We start from the raw sequence: 18,916 nt of genomic DNA on the forward strand, positions 1-18,916 counted from the left end.
ACTTGCAATCGGTAGGGGGAAAACCCCTGCTGATTGAAGTTTCACTTCATCGGAGGGATTTACAGTGGAAAAAGGTCGTCTATTATACGAGGGAAAAGCAAAACAATTATTTGCAACAGAAGATGAAAACATCCTGTTTGTTTCTTATAAGAATAGTGCTACAGCTTTTAACGGTGAGAAAAAAGAAGAAATAGAAGGCAAAGGGATTTTAAATAATAAAATCACTACTATTCTATTTGAAGAGTTGAAAAATCGAGGAATAGAATCTCACTTTGTTGAGCAAATTTCAGAGAATGAGCAACTTGTAAGAAAAGTAGAAATCATTCCACTCGAAGTAGTTGTACGAAATGTAGCAGCGGGGAGTCTCGCTAAACGCTTAGGTATGGAAGAAGGCATTCCTCTAAAGCATACTATTGTAGAGTTTTACTACAAAGATGACGCTTTAGGAGATCCTTTGTTGACAGATGCACATATTGAATTGCTTGCACTAGCAACACCTGAAGAAGTAGAAACGATCAAAGCAAAAGCACTGGAAATCAATCAAGTACTTCAACCAATCTTTAAAGAGATCGGCGTTACTTTAATAGATTTTAAACTGGAATTCGGTAAAACTGCACAAGGTGAAATTTTACTTGCAGATGAGATCTCTCCCGATACTTGTAGACTCTGGGATGCAGAAACGAACAATAAACTAGACAAAGATGTTTTTAGACGTAATTTAGGAAGCTTAACAGAAGTTTATGAAATAATACTTTCCCGCCTAGGAGGATTATCAAAATGAAAAAAGTTAAAGTGTATGTAACATTACGTGAAAGTGTTTTAGATCCACAAGGTTCTGCTGTAATGGGTGCTCTTCATTCTATGGATTACAATGAAGTGAAAGATGTACGCATTGGGAAGTATTTGGAGCTTCAAATCGAAGAGAGTGATCGTGATTTAGATGCTATCGTTAGAGAAATGTGTGAAAAACTTCTTACAAATACAGTAATCGAAGACTATCGTTACGATGTTGAGGAGGCTGTAAGCAAATGAAGTTCGCAGTAATCGTTTTTCCAGGATCGAACTGTGATTTAGATATGTATCACGCGATTAAAGACGAACTTGGGGAAGAAGTAGAATACGTTTGGCATGATGAGAAAGATTTAAGCGGATTCGACGGTATTTTATTACCTGGAGGCTTTTCGTACGGTGACTACTTACGTTGTGGTGCCATTTCTCGCTTTTCTAATGTAATGTCAGAAGTTGTGAAAGCAGCGGAAGCTGGTAAGCCTGTTCTAGGTATCTGTAACGGATTCCAAGTATTAACGGAAGCTGGTCTTCTGCCAGGAGCACTACTTCGTAATAAAAATCTTAAATTCATGTGTCGTACAGTAGATTTAAAAGTGATAAATAATGAAACACAATTTACTTCTGCATATAAAAAAGACGAAATAATTCAAATTCCAATCGCACACGGTGAAGGAAACTATTATTGTGACGAAGATACGCTTGCTACATTAAAAGAAAACAATCAAATCGTTTTCACATATGCTTCTGAAAACCCAAATGGTAGTTTGGAAGATATCGCAGGTATTGTGAATGAAAGAGGAAATGTCCTTGGAATGATGCCTCATCCAGAACGTGCTGCAAATGATATTATGGGCGGTTCAGACGGTCTAGCTTTATTCAAATCAATTGTGAAACAGTGGAGGGAAACTCATGTCAGTCATGCTTGAACCAAATCCAACGCAAATTAAAGAACAAAAACTATATGCTCAAATGGGGATGTCGGACGAAGAATTTGAAATGGTAGAAAAGATTTTAGGACGTCTACCAAACTATACAGAGACTGGTTTATTTTCTGTTATGTGGTCGGAGCATTGCTCGTATAAAAATTCTAAACCAGTATTACGTAAGTTTCCTACGAAAGGTCCTCAAGTATTACAAGGACCAGGCGAAGGTGCTGGTATTGTTGATATTGGTGACGGCCAAGCAGTGGTATTCAAAATGGAGTCTCATAATCATCCATCTGCAATTGAGCCTTATCAAGGTGCAGCGACTGGTGTTGGTGGGATAATCCGTGATGTATTCTCTATGGGTGCTCGTCCAATTGCAATGTTAAATTCTCTTCGTTTCGGAGAATTAAAAACTCCACGAGTAAAATATTTGTTTGAAGAAGTTGTAGCTGGTATTGCAGGTTACGGTAACTGTATCGGTATTCCAACAGTTGGTGGAGAAATTCAGTTTGATGACTGTTATGAAGGAAATCCTCTTGTTAACGCAATGTGCGTAGGTTTAATAAACCATGAAGACATTCAAAAAGGTATTGCTGCAGGTGAAGGTAACACAGTAATGTACGCTGGTGCAAAAACTGGTCGTGACGGAATCCATGGTGCGACATTCGCATCTGAAGAATTAACAGAAGCTTCAGAAGAAAAGCGTCCAGCTGTCCAAGTTGGAGATCCATTCATGGAGAAGCTTTTGTTAGAAGCTTGTTTAGAAGTAATTAAATCGGATGCTTTAATCGGTATACAAGATATGGGTGCTGCGGGCTTAACTTCATCCTCTGCAGAAATGGCTTCAAAAGCTGGTTTTGGTGTAGAGATGAACTTAGACTTCGTACCACAACGTGAAACTGGGATGACTGCTTATGAAATGATGCTTTCAGAATCTCAAGAACGTATGTTAATAGTTGTAAAAAAAGGTCGCGAAGATGAGATCGTTAAGATTTTCGAAAAATATGATTTAGACTGTGTTGCGGTAGGTAAAGTTACTAACGACAAAATGCTTCGTTTGATTCATAACGGAGAAGTAGTAGCTAATGTTCCTGCAGATGCACTTGCAGAAGAAGCACCAGTATATCACAAACCTTCAGCAGTTCCTGCTTATTTTACTGAATTCCAAGCAATGGCTAATGTTGAACCGGTTGTTTCGGATTATAAAGAAACTTTACTAAACTTACTTCAACAACCTACTATTGCTTCAAAAGAATGGGTTTACGATCAATATGATTACCAAGTTCGTACAAGTACAGTAGTTACACCTGGTTCAGATGCAGCAGTTGTTCGTGTCCGTGGTACAAATAAGGGCTTAGCAATGACAACAGACTGTAACTCTAGATATATCTATTTAGATCCAGTTGTAGGTGGAAAAATTGCTGTAGCAGAAGCTGCGCGTAATGTTGTATGTTCAGGAGCCAAACCACTTGCAATTACAGACTGCTTAAACTTTGGTAATCCAGAAAACCCTGAAATCTTCTGGCAATTAGAAAAATCAGCAGATGGTATTTCAGAGGCTTGTATTGCTTTAGATTCACCTGTTATCGGCGGAAATGTTTCCATGTATAACGAGCGTAGTGGAACAGCTGTTTACCCAACGCCAACTATTGGTCTTGTTGGACTAGTAGAAGACTTAGCACATGTGACAACTCAATCAGTGAAAGCTGCTGGAGATATTGTCTATGTGATTGGGGAGACGAAAACAGAATTTGGTGGATCAGAGCTTCAAAAATTAGTAGAAAAGCGTATTTTTGGGCAAGCGCCAACAATTGACTTAGAAGTAGAAGCAGCACGTCAAAAGGCACTTCTTTCCGCTATCAAAGCTGGAATCGTGCAGTCTGCGCATGATATTTCAGAAGGTGGACTTGCGGTAGCTTTAGCAGAAAAAGCATTTGGTGCGAAATCCCTTGGAGTAGAAGTAACACTAACTGGTTCTGCAACGACAGCGTTATTCAGTGAGTCTCAATCACGTTTCTTAGTAACTGTAAAACCTGAAAATGCTGCAAAGTTTGAAGAAATCTTACAAGATGCAGTTCAAATTGGTACTGTCACAGATTCTAATAAAATCATCATAACTAACGAAGACGGAACTGAATGGATTAGCGGTTCTGTTGACGAATTCCGTTCCGCTTGGAAAGGAGCAATACCATGCTTGCTGAACTCAGAGGCTTAAATGAAGAATGTGGTGTATTCGGGATTTGGGGACATCCTAACCCAGCTGCCTTGAGCTATTATGGATTACATGCACTGCAACACAGAGGACAAGAAGGTGCTGGAATTGTTGTCACAGACGGAGAACATTTACGTGCTGTGAAGGGTGAAGGCTTGGTTAATGATGTATTTAATAATGGAAAATTAGAAAAGCTAGAAGGTCACGCTGCAATTGCGCATGTACGTTATGCAACTGCAGGTGGCTCTGGAATCGAAAATGTCCAACCATTACTCTTCAATTCTACGACTGGAAGTCTAGCAATCGCTCATAACGGTAATATTGTGAATGCTACCCGTTTAAAACGAAGCTTAGAACGTCAAGGTAGTATTTTTCAAACAACATCTGATACAGAAGTACTTGCACACTTATTGAAAAAGAGTAATCTTCCATCGTTTGAAGAAAAAGCTAAGCAAGCTTTAAGATTACTTGAAGGTGCGTTTGCTTTTATCATTTTAACTGAGGACGGTATGATAGTTGCGCAAGATCCACAAGGAATGCGACCACTTTCTTTAGGTCAATTGGATGGTGCATGGGTAGTTGCATCTGAAACAAGTGCCTTTGATTTAATTGGAGCAGAATTAGTTCGTTCTATTAATCCAGGTGAGTTATTAATTATCAATAATGATGGTTGTCGTTCTGAGCGTTATGTAGAGAAAAAAGATCGAGCAATTTGCACGATGGAATATGTATATTTTTCTCGTCCTGATTCGGATATCGATGGGATTAATATTCATATGGCAAGAAAGCGCCTTGGAAAACAACTAGCAAAGGAAATTCAAATTGAAGCGGACGTAGTGACTGGGGTACCAGACTCTAGTATTTCTGCAGCAATCGGTTTTTCAGAAGCAACTGGCATACCATACGAACTTGGTCTTATTAAAAACAGATATGTTGGAAGAACTTTTATCCAACCTTCACAAGATTTACGGGAACGTGGAGTGAAGATGAAGCTTTCCCCAGTGCGCCAAGTTGTAAAAGGTAAACGTGTAATTATGGTAGACGATTCAATCGTAAGAGGAACTACATCAAGACGTATTGTAAATATGTTAAAAGATGCAGGTGCACTGGAAGTACATGTAGTTATTAGTTCTCCTCCACTAAAAAATCCATGTTTTTATGGAATTGATATTAGTACAGATTCGGAGCTTATCGCTTCTAATAATAGCGTTGATGATATATGTAAGTTGATTGGTGCTGATTCTTTAACATTCTTGTCTGTAGAAGGAATGGTTGAAGCAATAGGTAGACCAGAAGGCGAGAAAAATTGTGGTCACTGTTTAGCTTGTTTTACAGGTGAATACCCAACAGATATTTTCGCAGATACGAAACTACCACATGAAAAAGAGCTTGTTCGATAGGAGGATATGACGTGTCAAAAGCATATGAAAAAGCAGGCGTGAATATTGAAGCTGGCTATGAAGCAGTTCAACGAATGAAGTCACATGTCGAACGTACAGCAAGAAAAGGAATTATGGGTACTTTCGGTGGTTTCGGCGGAATGTTTGACTTGTCTTCATTAAATTATAAAGAGCCTGTATTAATTTCAGGTACAGATGGTGTTGGAACGAAGCTGAAGCTTGCATTTATGACGGATTCCCACGATACAATCGGTGTAGACTGTGTAGCGATGTGTGTGAATGATATTGTAGCGCAAGGTGCAGAGCCGTTATTCTTCCTTGACTACGTTGCAGTTGGCAAAGCTGTACCTGCTCGTATTGAGCAAATCGTAAAAGGTGTTGCGGATGGCTGTGTTCAGTCAGGAGCAGCATTGATTGGTGGAGAAACAGCGGAAATGCCAGGTTTATACGAAGAAGATGAGTATGACTTAGCTGGATTTGCTGTTGGTGCCTGTGAAAAATCAAAAATTGTTACCGGTGAGAATATTGCAGAAGGGGACGTTTTAGTAGGTATTGCTTCAAGCGGCGTCCATTCTAATGGATATTCCCTAGTTCGTAAAATTGCATTTGAAGAGCAAGGCTTTACTCCAAAAACGATTGTGGAAGGCTATGAAGAACTTGGCGAAATAGGTAAAGCTCTTCTAACGCCAACTAAAATTTACGCAAAGCCAGTTATGGAAATGCATCAGGAACTTTCTATTCACGGGATGGCACATGTAACGGGGGGTGGCTTTTATGAAAACCTACCTCGTATGATGCCAGATGGAATGGCAGTTGAAATTGATTTGGGTTCATGGGAAGTGCTTCCTGTGTTTCAATTTTTAAAAGAAAAAGGATCGCTTGTTGATCGCGATTTATATAACGTTTTTAATATGGGAATTGGTTTTGTACTATCCCTTTCAGCTGAGGAAGCGGATAAGGCAATCGCTATTGCAGAAGCCCATGGAGAAAAGGCATATACAATCGGTCGTGTTGTAAAAGGTGAAGGTGTTATATTCACTGGAGCGCATGACGGGAGTTTAGTTTAATGGTGGAAAAACCGAAGTTTGCAATATTTGCATCTGGGAGTGGAAGTAATTTCCAAGCTATTTACGATGCAGTAAAAGCTGGAAGATTAGCTGCTAATGCAGTATTGGTTGTCACAGATAAACCGGGTGCATTTGTAGAAGAACGGGCGAAAAAAGCAGGTGTCGAAACACTTGCTATTAAACAAACAAGTTTTTCCTCTAAGGATGCATACGAACAAGAAATTCTAAAGAAGCTTCAGGAACTTGAAGTGGAGTGGATCGTACTTGCTGGCTATATGCGCTTGATTGGGAATGTGTTGCTCGAAGCGTACCCTAATCGAATCATTAATATCCATCCTTCGTTACTTCCTGCTTTTCCAGGAAAAGATGCAATCGGTCAAGCAATTGATCACGGGGTCAAGGTAACAGGTGTAACAGTTCACTATGTGGATGCAGGAATGGATACAGGACCAATATTAGCTCAGCAAGCTGTCGAAGTAGTGGATGGAGATAGAGAGAAAACAGAAGAACGAATCCATGCTGTGGAGCATGAATTGTATACGAAGACTTTACAAAAACTATGGAGCCGGTGATTATACCGGCTTTTCTAACTACAAGAGGAGGAAGCATTGTGGCAAAACGTGCGTTAATTAGTGTTTCAGATAAATCAGGGATTCTCGAATTTGCAAAAGAGTTGGAACAGCTTGGATATGAAATTTTATCAACTGGTGGAACAAAATCATTTTTAGAACAAAATGGTGTTGCGATTACATCAGTAGACCAAGTAACAAATTTTCCAGAGATTTTGGATGGTCGAGTAAAAACATTGAATCCTATGATTCACGGTGGATTGTTAGCAAAACATGATGACCCTTCTCATCAGGCACAACTAGAAGAACATAAAATAACTCCTATTCAAGTAGTTTGTGTGAACTTATATCCTTTTCGCGAAACAATTTCTAAACCAGATGTAGCATTTGAAGATGCTATTGAAAATATTGATATTGGTGGCCCATCGATGCTACGTTCTGCTGCCAAAAACCATCAATACGTAACAGTAGTTACAGATACATCTGACTATGAGGAAGTATTAGGTCAATTAAAAGAAACTGGAGAAACTACTTTAGAAACACGTCGCCGATTAGCTGCAAAAGTTTTCCGCCATACAGCAGCATACGACGCTTTAATTGCTAGTTATATGACGGATTTAACTGGCGAAGAATTTCCTGAATTACTAACATTAACATATGAACGTAAGCAGGCTTTACGCTACGGTGAAAATCCTCATCAAAAAGCAGCATTTTATAAACGTCCACTTGGATCTGATTTCTCTATTGCCTCTGCAACTCAATTACATGGGAAAGAGTTATCCTACAACAATATTCAAGATGCAAACGCTGCTATTCAAATCGTAAAAGAATTCGAAATTCCAGCTGCAGTTGCAGTAAAACATATGAATCCTTGTGGTGTTGGAACTGGTAATACGATATCAGAAGCTTTTAATAAAGCATACGAAGCAGATTCAACTTCTATTTTCGGTGGAATTGTTGCATTAAACCGTGAAGTAGATGCAGCAACTGCAAAGGTTTTGGCAGGAATTTTCTTGGAAATCATTATTGCTCCTTCATTTTCAGAAGAAGCTATCGCTATGTTAACTGCAAAGAAAAACATTCGCCTGTTAACTATTTCTTATGAGCAAACAAAAAAAGATGCATGGAATACCGTATCTGTGGAAGGTGGATTATTAGTTCAATCTCCTGATACATTTGGATTAAAAGACGCGGATGTGAAAGTTGTTACAGACCGCGAACCAACACCAGAAGAATGGAAAGCATTAGAACTTGGATGGAGCGTAGTGAAACACGTTAAGTCTAATGCAATTGTTGTTTCTACTGAAGATATGACAATCGGAGTCGGTGCAGGTCAGATGAATCGTGTGGGTTCAGCAAAGATTGCGCTGGAGCAAGCAGGTGAACGAGCAAAAGGAGCAGGACTTGCATCAGATGCATTCTTCCCGATGAACGATACAGTAGAAGTAGCTGCAAAGGCTGGTATTACTGCGATTATTCAAACAGGTGGTTCTGTTAAAGACCAAGATTCAATTGATAAAGCAAATGAATACGGAATCGCAATGGTATTCACTGGCGTTCGTCATTTTAAACATTAAGGGAGGCACTTCTCATATGAATATACTCGTAATTGGTAGTGGTGGCCGTGAGCATGCTATTGCAAAGCAGTTCAATGATTCCCCTTCTGTAAACAAAGTTTTTGTGGCTCCAGGTAACGCTGGTATGTTAGAAGACGCAACAATTGTACCAATTGATGTTATGGCTTTTGATGAGCTTACAACTTTCGCAAAAGAAAATAAAATCGATTTAACATTTGTTGGACCAGAGCAACCACTTGCGGGTGGGATCGTGGACTTTTTTCAAGCAGAGGGCTTACGTATTTTTGGACCAACAAAGGCTGCTGCACAACTAGAAGGCAGTAAAGCATTTGCAAAAGAGATTATGCAAAAATATGATATCCCAACAGCCGAGTACGAAACCTTTACAGAAGTAGATAAAGCGAAAGCGTATATTGAAAAGCTAGGAGCTCCTATCGTCGTAAAAGCAGACGGACTTGCTGCAGGTAAAGGGGTAGTAGTTGCCATGACGGTGGAAGAAGCAAACAATGCGGTGGAAGATATGATTGGCAATCAATTATTTGGAGAATCGTCTTCTCGCGTTGTAATTGAAGAATTCTTGGACGGGGAAGAGTTTTCTTTCATGTCATTCGTGCATAACGGTCAAATTTATCCAATGGTAATTGCACAAGACCATAAACGAGCTTATGACGGAGATAAGGGTCCAAACACTGGTGGTATGGGCGCATATTCACCTGTTCCACAGATTTCTTCAACAATTGTCGATGCAGCATACGAAGCAATCGTTGTTCCGACCGTACAGGCAATGACTAAAGAGGGAATATCTTTTACTGGTATTTTATATGCAGGACTTATTTTAACGAGCGACGGTCCAAAGGTTATCGAGTTTAATGCACGTTTTGGAGACCCAGAAACACAGGTAGTCCTTCCTCGAATGGTAAGTGACTTTGGTGAATTCATGACAGCATTGATGGATGAGAAACCGTATGAACTAAAGTGGTCGAAGGAATCCATGTTGGGCGTAGTCATTGCTTCAGAAGGTTACCCAGGAGACGTGAAAAAAGGCGCTGAGCTTCCTAATCTTCAATCCCTACAAGAATTAGGGCTACATGTTTTCCATGCAGGTACAAAAGCTAGTGATGATGGATTTATTGCCAATGGTGGTCGAGTTATTTTAGTTGCTGCAAGTGAAACTACTTTAAAAGAGGCACAAGAAAAAGTATACGAGGGTCTATCTACTTTACAATGGGATGGTCTATTTTTCAGAAAAGATATAGGTTGGCGAACTTTTCTTTAATTTGATGGGATAACTCCGTATTTGGAGTTATCCTGTTTTTATTTTGGGCTTGTTAAATTTTATTATTGATATGGAAGGGGTAACTATTGCTTTGTCCAATAGTTATTTCTAGGAATGCGCCTTACAAGCCGCAAGTGCGCTAGTCATAGACTTAATCAGATAATCACCAGCTATATGCATTCGCGCTGGCCGCACGTCCGCATGAGCCGCTGTATGCGCAAGCGCATCCATCTGTCTCATACGGCACGTCATGCGGCTGGTAAGGCGCGAATGCCAGTATATTCCCTTGATAAAGATAATGTAGTTTCTATTAAATGTTCGACAATAAATAGTTACGAAATACAGAAATAGCTTTCACTTTTTCACAGAAAAGCACTATATCATCGGATGTCTTCAGGATGTGCGCCTTACACGCCGCAGGAGAGCGAAGAATGAGACCCCGTAAAGGATGTTGGAGCGACATAGGAGTGACTCATCCTGCGGAGGCTCATGCGTAGCGTGCGGCAAGCGCACTTCCGTGGATCTGAAATCGTTTAATAGATAAATTAACTGTTTTATTAAACTACTCTAAGAATAAATATTTTTTCTCAGAATTTACTAAAAATACAATTCGGTACTTTGCTTTACTAAAGTGATGTGCTATATTTATTTTTATGAGCGAAACTACAGGAGGGAGAATGGATGCGATGCAATATCCAATTTGGAAAATTGAAGAGATCAGGCATCAGATAGAAGTGGTTAATGGAACAAAGCCACCTGACATTCTTATAAAAAATGCAACGTATTTACATAGCCACTTAAAAAAATGGGTTACCGGAAACATTTGGATCGTGAAGGATCGAATCGTCTACACTGGTAATGAAATGCCACTAGTTACGGAAACCACGGAAGTATATGATGCGAATGGTCAAAAAATTGTACCGGGATATATAGAACCTCACGTACATCCATTTCAACTTTATCAGCCTCATTCTTTTGCAGATTATGCTGCACAGCTTGGAACAACAACTTTTATTGCGGATAACTTGGTCTTCTTTTTGTCACTTGAAAACAAGAAAGCGTTTTCAATCATGGATGAGTTAAACAAATTACCTTTTGCATTTTATTGGTGGGCACGATTTGATTCACAAACTGAATTAGAGAGTGAAGAAAAGTTGTTTACTTCTAAATCAATCGGTGAATGGATTGACCGTCCAGATGTGATTATGGGTGGTGAGTTGACTGGATGGCCTAGACTGCAATCTGGTGATGATCAAATGTTGTATTGGATGCAGCAAGCAAAGACAAATGGCATGAAAATTGAAGGGCATTTCCCAGGTGCATCGGAACGTACACTTGCTAGAATGCGATTACTTGGAGCCGATGGGGATCATGAGGCTATGACCATAGAAGAAGTAGAGAGACGGATTCTCCACGGGTATGCTGTGACTTTAAGACATTCTTCTATTCGTCCTGACTTACCAATTCTTCTTAAAGGAATTTTAGAGAAGGATCTTCAGATTTTTGATCATTTAATGATGACGACTGACGGAGCTACGCCTTCGTTTCATCTAGATGGTGTAATGGACAAATGTATTCAAGTAGCTTTAGATGCAGGAGTAAAACCGGTAGATGCTTATTTAATGGCATCATTTAATGTTGCAAAATATTACAATCTATCAAACTTACATGGCGTAATTGCTACTGGCAGATTTGCCACATTAAACTTTTTAAAAGATGAAAATAATCCAGTGCCAATCAGTGTTTTATCCAAAGGTGTATGGTTAAAAAGAGATGGAGAAAAAGTGCATGGATTATCGCCAGTAGACTGGTCTCATATGCCAGATTTGAATTTAAATTTTGAATTGAAAGATGCAGATTTTCAGTTCTCCATGCCATTTGGAATTGAAATGGTAAACGACGTTATTACAAAACCATATTCTATATCAGTTGATACAACAGACAACGAACTCTCTAGTAAACATGATCAGAGTTTTTTAATGTTAATCGACAGGAATGGTAAATGGAAAGTTACGACACTAATCAAAGGATTTGCAACATCATTAAAAGGATTTGCATCCTCTTATTCAAATACCGGGGATATAATATTAATTGGTAAAAATAAAAAAAGTATGCTAAAGGCCTTTCAAGAAATGAAGAAAATGAACGGTGGTATTGTTCTTGTAGAAGACGATCAAGTTATTTGTTCTCTTAAACTTCCAATTGGAGGAGTGTTGTCTGACAAACCAATGGAAGAATTGATAGAAGAAGAGATTCTTTTAAAGAAAGAGTTGGCAGCAAGAGGCTTTAAGCATGGTGATGCCATTTATACATTGCTATTTTTGCAATCCACACATTTGCCTTATGTTCGAATTACACAACGAGGAATTTTCGATGTAATGAAAAAACAAGTACTATTTCCAGCTGTTATGAGGTAGGGGGATTACTGTGTTCAAAAAAAGGGGATTTATATTTGCAATAAGTATTCTTTTATTAGTTGCTTGTTCAGATAAAGAAGAGATGACAGAAGATATAAAAGAACTAGTGGAAGAACCAGTTGCAGCAGAAGAGGAAGTAGAAGACAAAGAGAAAGAACTTCCTTATATTGCTCCTTTTACTGGAGTCGGATCCGAAGTGGAATTAAAACAAAGAGCAGTACTTGTAACTATGAATAATCATCCTCTTGCACGTCCTCAATCAGGTATTGCTCAAGCAGACATTGTTTATGAAATGCTTGCTGAAGGGAATGTCACGAGATTTCTTGCACTTTATCAAAGTGAGATACCTGACATGATTGGTCCTGTAAGAAGTGCACGAGATTATTTTGTAACGATTGCTCAAGGGCTGGATGCCTTTTACATAGCCCACGGATATAGTCCGGACGCTCAACAAATGTTAAATGCACGAGTCGTTGATAATATTAATGGAATGCAATATGATGGTATACTGTTTAAAAGGTCGAAGGAGCGTAAAGCGCCACACAACTCCTATATAACAAAAGACAACATAGTAGCGGGTGCAGATAAAATAGGTGCGTCTATGGAGCTTCACAAAATTCCTAAACTATCTTTCTATGATTCAGAGGAAGGCGCAAAGCTTGGTAATCCAGTATCTAGTATAAGTATTCGTTACGGTAATGGAGCAAGCTTTGAAAATCAATATACGTATTTACAAGAAGAAGGTATTTATGAAAGAACATCAGCAGGAGATTTGACAACAGATAAAGAAACAAAAGAACCTGTGAAAATATCGAATGTAATATTCATGGAAATCCCACATAAAACGATTGATAATGCTGGAAGACAAGCTTTGGCTTTAAATGATGGAGGAAGAGCTTATCTTTTCCAAGCAGGAATAATGAAAGAAATTGAATGGGAAAATGTTGATGGAATTTTAGTTCCAATGGAAAATGGGGTTCCTGCAAAACTTGTAAAAGGAATGTCATGGATAAGTTTTGTTCCAACAAATCCCGGATTAGAAAATATGGTGAATTTTTTACCCTAAGAGTAGACTGAAGTGAAGGGAATGAAAGTATATGCAGATTGATAAAATAAAAGGACATCAAACAGACCAGTTATTTAAAGCGGTTTTAGAGTTAAAAGATATGGAAGAATGCTATCGATTTTTTGATGATCTATGTACAATAAGTGAAATCCAATCTTTGGCACAACGATTTGAAGTTGCCCATTTATTGAGATTGAAAAAAACATACGAAACAATTAAAAAAGAAACAGGTGCAAGTACCGCAACTATTTCACGTGTGAGACGTTGCTTTGATTATGGAAACGAAGCATATGATGAAATGCTTGGACGTTTGTATCCAGATGAGCAGCCCTTTCAAAATCCAAGAGACAAAGTAGACAATTGATACCTATTTTCTAGAAAGTCTGATATTTACTGAACAGAAGCCTCTGTTCAGTTTTTTTGTTATAATGATTTGAGAAAGAGTGGATTTTACTATTCAGTATTGTCTAGCTTCAGACACCAGCTACTCGAGGTCAAATGCAGTTTCCTTCGGTTTTTGTGGAACTGCCTACTCAGTAACCGACATTGCGTAGCTAAACGGCGTCTGACGCATTTCATATAAATTTTATGTAGGTGACGAAATGGATTATAAAGAGTGGCGACATATATTTAAATTGGATCCGGCAAAAGAAATTGGTGCGGATGCGTTAGAAAAGATCTGTGAATCTGGAACCGATGCGATTATGATTGGTGGCTCGGATGGAGTAACACTAGATAACGTTATAGATTTATTGATGCGTATTCGGCGCTATGCGGTACCTGTAGCGCTAGAAGTATCAACAATCGAGTCGATAATTCCTGGTTTTGACTATTATTTTATTCCAAGTATTTTAAATAGCACAGATACAAAATGGGTAAAAGATTTACATCATGCTGCCACAAAGGAATTTGGAGAAGTGATGAATTGGGAAGAAATTATTCCAGAGGGTTATTGTATTCTAAATCCTGACTGTAAAGCAGCTAAGCTGACGCATGCTGAGCATCCTTCTACTGATGATGATGTTATAGCATACGCCCAAATGGTAGAGCATCTTTTTAAATTCCCTATTTTTTATATGGAATATAGCGGGATGTATGGGGACGTGGAAATTGTTAAGAAGGTTAAATCTCGTCTTGATCATACAAAGCTTTTTTATGGTGGAGGAATCCAAAACGAACAGCAAGCACGTGAAATGGCTGCGCATGCAGATGCAATCATTGTAGGAAATCATGTTTATGAAAACTTAACAGAAGCTTTGAGAACTGTAAAAGCTATTAAGTGATATTTGAGTAATTTCTTATTCAACGGTATAATAATAAGAACAAACGTTCTTTTAAGGAAGTGTGTATTATGGAACTGATAGCAAAAAACTTGTTGAATGGTATGAATAAAGAACAAGAAAAAGCGGTTAAAACAACAGAAGGTCCACTCCTCATTATGGCAGGAGCGGGATCCGGTAAAACACGGGTTTTAACACATCGTATTGCTTATTTAATCGTGGAGAAGGAAGTTTATCCATCGAAAATACTTGCGATAACCTTTACGAATAAAGCAGCGCGTGAAATGCGCGAGCGTATAAATGGTATTTTAGGTGCAGGTACAGGTGAAAGTATGTGGGTCTCTACGTTCCACTCTATGTGTGTACGTATTTTACGAAGAAATATTGATAGAATTGGCTATTCTAAAAGCTTTTCAATATTGGATACAACCGATCAGTTAACGGTTATTAAAAATATTTTAAAGGAACAAAATATTGATTCTAAAAAGTATGATCCACGTTCGATGCTAAATGCGATAAGTAGCGCCAAAAATATTTGTATAGATGCAGATACGTTTAAAGCACAAATGAATGAATTTAACCCATTCGAAAAAACGGTAGCGGAAGTTTATAAAGGGTATGAAAAGCGTTTAAGAAAAAACCAGTCCTTGGATTTTGATGATTTAATCATGACGACATTAACGCTCTTTAAGCGTGTTCCAGAAGTACTGGAGTATTATCAAAGTAAATTTCAATATATTCATGTGGACGAGTACCAAGATACAAACAAGGCCCAATACGAATTAGTTCAAATGCTTGCACAAAAATTTAAAAATATTTGTGTAGTAGGTGACTCCGATCAATCTATTTATCGTTGGCGTGGAGCAGACATCCAAAATATTTTATCTTTTGAAAAAGATTATCCGAATGCGACTGTAATTATGTTAGAGCAAAATTATCGTTCGACAGGTAGAATCCTCCAAGCAGCAAATGACGTCATTGGTAATAACACAAGTAGATATCCTAAAGTGCTACGAACTGACAATCTCGAAGGTGAAAAGATAGAAATGTTTCGAGCAAATAACGAGCAGCAGGAAGCGCAATTTGTTGTCCAAAAGATACAAGATTTAATGCAGCAAGAAAATCGGACATTAAATGATTTTGCTATTCTGTATCGTACTAATGCACAATCACGTGTAATGGAGGAAGTACTCGTTAAATCTAATATGGCCTATACGATTGTAGGTGGAACTAAGTTCTATGATCGAAAAGAAATTAAGGACCTACTTGCGTATCTTCGTCTAATTGCCAATAATGACGATGATTTATCACTTGCACGTATTATTAATGAACCAAAGAGGAATATTGGTGCAACTTCTTTTGAACGTATCGTGATGTATGCACTAGAACAAGATCGTTCAATTTTAGATGCACTGAATGAAGTCGATTTCATGGGATTACCTGCTCGTGCTGTAAATTCCGTCGTTCAATTCCACGGACTGATTCAAAACTTTACACAAATGCAGGAATTCTTATCTGTAACCGAAATAGTGGAGCAGGTACTTGAGAAAACTGGATATCGTCAAATGCTAAAAAATGAAAAAACCATTGAAGCAGAGAGTCGATTAGAAAATATTGAAGAGTTTTTATCTGTTACGAAAGCCTTTGAAGAAAAAAGTGACGATAAATCGCTTGTTGCTTTTCTAACTGATTTAGCACTTATTTCAGATATTGATAAGTTGGACGAAGAGGAAGACGCTTCCAAAGGGAATATTATTCTAATGACGATGCATGCAGCCAAAGGGCTCGAATTCCCGGTAGTTTTCATCATTGGTATGGAAGAGAATATTTTTCCACACTCTCGTTCTATTGGTGACGATGATGAAATGGAAGAGGAACGTCGTTTAGCATATGTTGGAATTACAAGAGCAGAGGAAAGATTATTTATTACTTGCGCTCAATCACGTACTATTTTTGGTCGTGGTAGCTACAACAGTCCTTCACGTTTTATAGCAGAAATCTCAGATGACATAGTTGAAGTGGTTGGATGGACGAAAGATATAAGAACGAATAAACATAGAGATTCTAGAGCAATATCTCCAACAACACAGCGGGCTGCAGTTTCAAGACCTGCTTATCAATCGACAGGTGGAGAAAAGTTGGGCTGGCAAGTTGGGGATAAAGCAGTGCATAAAAAATGGGGCATAGGTATGGTTGTTAGTGTTCGTGGCGAAGGTGAAAATACAGAGCTTGATATTGCCTTTCCAAGCCCAACTGGTATTAAGCGATTGTTAGCTAAATTTGCACCTATAGAAAAAGGATAATTCACTCAGTGGAGGAAAGCCCATGGATAAATTAGAACAACGAGTAAAAGAGCTGCATAAGCTTTTATATGACTATGGTTACGCCTATTATGTGTTGGATGACCCCATTGTCCCAGATGCAGTTTATGATCAGTATTTAAATGAATTGATAGCATTAGAGGAGCAAAACCCTGATCTCATTTTACCGGAATCGCCTACACAACGTGTGGGAGGAACGATCATCGAGGGGTTCAAAAAAGTAACGCATGCAAATCCGATGCTTAGCTTATCAAATGCATTTAATGAGGAGGATATCCGAGATTTTGATAGCAGAATCCGTGGTATTATTGATGAAACACCTGCGTATGTATGCGAGTTGAAAATTGATGGACTAGCTATATCACTTTTATATGAAGACGGTCTTCTAACGCGGGGGGCAACTCGTGGAGATGGGACTACTGGAGAAGACATTACAAGTAATATAAAAACAATCGGAGCTATTCCATTACGCTTAAAAGACCGAGTTACAATGGAAGCAAGAGGAGAAGCTTACATGCCAAAAGCTTCATTTAGAAAACTAAATGAAGAAAGGACGGCTAAAGGAGAAGAATTATTAGCAAATCCAAGAAATGCTGCAGCCGGTTCTCTTCGTCAATTGGATCCTAAAATGGCAGCGAGTAGAAAACTCTCTTTCTTCGCATATGGACTTGGTGGTGACGGAGAAGATCAGAATATAGATCGACATTCCGATGCATTAGAATTTATGAGAGAGCAAGGCCTACCTACAAATAAAGAAACAAGAAAATGTTCTTCTATTGAAGAAGTACTCCAATTTATTGAAGAATGGACAGCTAAAAGAAACGATATTCCGTATGAGATTGATGGTATCGTAATAAAAGTTAATGACTATGCACAACAAGAGGAACTAGGATTTACAGCGAAAAGTCCTCGTTTTGCTATTGCTTTTAAGTTTCCAGCTGAAGAAGTCTTAACGACTATTATAAATATCGATTTAACGGTTGGCCGTACTGGAGTTGTTACACCAACAGCTATTTTAGAACCAGCTCAAGTAGCAGGTTCAACTGTTCAACGTGCAACATTACACAACGAAGATTTAATTCGTGCAAAAGACATACGAATTGGTGATCGTGTGATTATTCGTAAGGCGGGAGATATTATTCCCGAAGTAGTATCCGTAATTACAGAGGAACGAGATGGAACAGAAATACCGTATGAAATGCCGAAAAATTGTCCAGTATGCGATAGTGAATTAATTAGAATTGAAGAGGAAGTTGCACTACGTTGTGTGAACCCTCAATGTCCTGCTCAAATCCAAGAAGGGATCTATCATTTTGCATCTAGAAATGCCATGAATATTGAAGGTCTTGGGGAAAAAGTGGTGGAGCAGTTATTTAGAGAGCAGCTTATTGTGGACGTTTCTGATTTATACAAGCTTACTGTAGAGGATTTAGTTGGTTTGGAGCGCATGGGATTGAAATCTGCAACTAACTTAGTGCAAGCAATTGAAACTTCCAAAACAAATTCAATGGAACGTGTGTTATTTGGACTTGGTATTCGTCATATAGGAGAAAAAGCAGCAAAAATATTATCAGAAACATTTCATAGCTTCGATGCATTGATGAGAGCAACGAAAGAAGAGTTAACAGCAGTTTTTGAAATTGGCGATAAAATGGCGGATTCACTTGTGACTTATTTTGAACAAGAGGAAGTAAGACTGTTAATCGAAAGATTAAAAGAAGCAGGCCTCACTCTACATTATACGGGTAAAATTGTGGATGCAGCTGCGATAGAAAATAGCCCATTTGCTAATAAAACGGTTGTTCTAACAGGAAAACTTACACAATTAACAAGGCAAGAAGCAAAAGAAAAAATTGAAGATTTAGGTGGAAATGTCGCAGGTAGTGTTAGTAAGAAAACAGACTTAGTCATTGCAGGAGAAGATGCAGGATCAAAGCTTGAAAAAGCAACAAGCTTAGGAATTGAAATCTGGGATGAACAAAAACTACTAGACAATTTACCGAAGTAAAGGAGTTT

The 18,916-nt window shown here is 38.4% G+C and carries 15 protein-coding genes; all 15 read left to right on the forward strand.

Translation table 11 applies throughout. From position 1 onward, the window contains the following. Window positions 1–64: 64 nt before the first annotated feature. A complete protein-coding gene (gene purC, locus AM499_RS20290; protein WP_053591893.1) occupies window positions 65–781 on the forward strand; it encodes a phosphoribosylaminoimidazolesuccinocarboxamide synthase in 717 nt (238 codons plus the stop codon). After that, window positions 778–1,032, forward strand: coding sequence for a phosphoribosylformylglycinamidine synthase subunit PurS (gene purS / locus AM499_RS20295; protein WP_053591894.1), 255 nt, complete (start codon window positions 778–780; stop codon window positions 1,030–1,032). Before purC ends, purS begins: the two co-directional genes overlap by 4 nt. Beyond that, window positions 1,029–1,715, forward strand: a complete 687-nt coding sequence (gene purQ, locus AM499_RS20300; RefSeq protein ID WP_053591895.1) for a phosphoribosylformylglycinamidine synthase subunit PurQ — start codon at window positions 1,029–1,031, stop codon at window positions 1,713–1,715. The genes purS and purQ overlap by 4 nt, the downstream gene beginning before the upstream one ends. After that, window positions 1,699–3,930, forward strand: a complete 2,232-nt coding sequence (purL, locus tag AM499_RS20305) for a phosphoribosylformylglycinamidine synthase subunit PurL (RefSeq protein ID WP_053591896.1) — start codon at window positions 1,699–1,701, stop codon at window positions 3,928–3,930. The genes purQ and purL overlap by 17 nt, the downstream gene beginning before the upstream one ends. Next, entirely contained in the window at window positions 3,906–5,327 is a 1,422-nt protein-coding gene (gene purF / locus AM499_RS20310; RefSeq protein ID WP_053591897.1) for an amidophosphoribosyltransferase, read from the forward strand. Before purL ends, purF begins: the two co-directional genes overlap by 25 nt. Window positions 5,328–5,338: 11 nt before the next feature. After that, window positions 5,339–6,394, forward strand: a complete 1,056-nt coding sequence (purM, locus tag AM499_RS20315; RefSeq protein WP_053591898.1) for a phosphoribosylformylglycinamidine cyclo-ligase — start codon at window positions 5,339–5,341, stop codon at window positions 6,392–6,394. Beyond that, complete coding sequence (purN, locus tag AM499_RS20320) at window positions 6,394–6,966, forward strand: phosphoribosylglycinamide formyltransferase (protein ID WP_053591899.1); 573 nt, start codon at window positions 6,394–6,396, stop codon at window positions 6,964–6,966. Before purM ends, purN begins: the two co-directional genes overlap by 1 nt. A gap of 38 nt (window positions 6,967–7,004) precedes the next feature. Further along, window positions 7,005–8,540 (forward strand): bifunctional phosphoribosylaminoimidazolecarboxamide formyltransferase/IMP cyclohydrolase, encoded by a 1,536-nt coding sequence (purH, locus tag AM499_RS20325; protein WP_053591900.1) that lies wholly within the window; start codon window positions 7,005–7,007, stop codon window positions 8,538–8,540. Window positions 8,541–8,556: 16 nt separating this feature from the next. Further along, window positions 8,557–9,816, forward strand: coding sequence for a phosphoribosylamine--glycine ligase (gene purD, locus AM499_RS20330; protein ID WP_053591901.1), 1,260 nt, complete (start codon window positions 8,557–8,559; stop codon window positions 9,814–9,816). Between the two features lie 686 nt (window positions 9,817–10,502). Next, window positions 10,503–12,233 (forward strand): adenine deaminase C-terminal domain-containing protein, encoded by a 1,731-nt coding sequence (locus tag AM499_RS20335; RefSeq protein WP_053592313.1) that lies wholly within the window; start codon window positions 10,503–10,505, stop codon window positions 12,231–12,233. Window positions 12,234–12,243: 10 nt separating this feature from the next. Further along, entirely contained in the window at window positions 12,244–13,299 is a 1,056-nt protein-coding gene (locus AM499_RS20340) for a DUF3048 domain-containing protein (RefSeq protein WP_053591902.1), read from the forward strand. A 31-nt stretch (window positions 13,300–13,330) separates the two neighbouring features. After that, the gene (locus AM499_RS20345; RefSeq protein ID WP_053591903.1) at window positions 13,331–13,663 is read left to right on the forward strand and encodes a YerC/YecD family TrpR-related protein; all 333 of its coding nucleotides are present in this window, start codon (window positions 13,331–13,333) and stop codon (window positions 13,661–13,663) included. A 238-nt stretch (window positions 13,664–13,901) separates the two neighbouring features. Beyond that, window positions 13,902–14,582 carry a heptaprenylglyceryl phosphate synthase gene (locus AM499_RS20350; protein ID WP_053591904.1) on the forward strand — a complete coding sequence of 227 codons (681 nt, stop codon included), beginning with the start codon at window positions 13,902–13,904 and terminating at the stop codon, window positions 14,580–14,582. 68 nt (window positions 14,583–14,650) lie between these two features. Continuing rightward, window positions 14,651–16,882, forward strand: coding sequence for a DNA helicase PcrA (pcrA, locus tag AM499_RS20355; protein WP_053591905.1), 2,232 nt, complete (start codon window positions 14,651–14,653; stop codon window positions 16,880–16,882). A gap of 22 nt (window positions 16,883–16,904) precedes the next feature. Further along, the gene (gene ligA, locus AM499_RS20360) at window positions 16,905–18,908 is read left to right on the forward strand and encodes an NAD-dependent DNA ligase LigA (RefSeq protein ID WP_053591906.1); all 2,004 of its coding nucleotides are present in this window, start codon (window positions 16,905–16,907) and stop codon (window positions 18,906–18,908) included. Window positions 18,909–18,916 lie beyond the last annotated feature (8 nt).

The sequence above is a fragment of the Bacillus sp. FJAT-22090 genome (assembly GCF_001278755.1).
GTDB lineage: Bacteria > Bacillota > Bacilli > Bacillales_A > Planococcaceae > Psychrobacillus.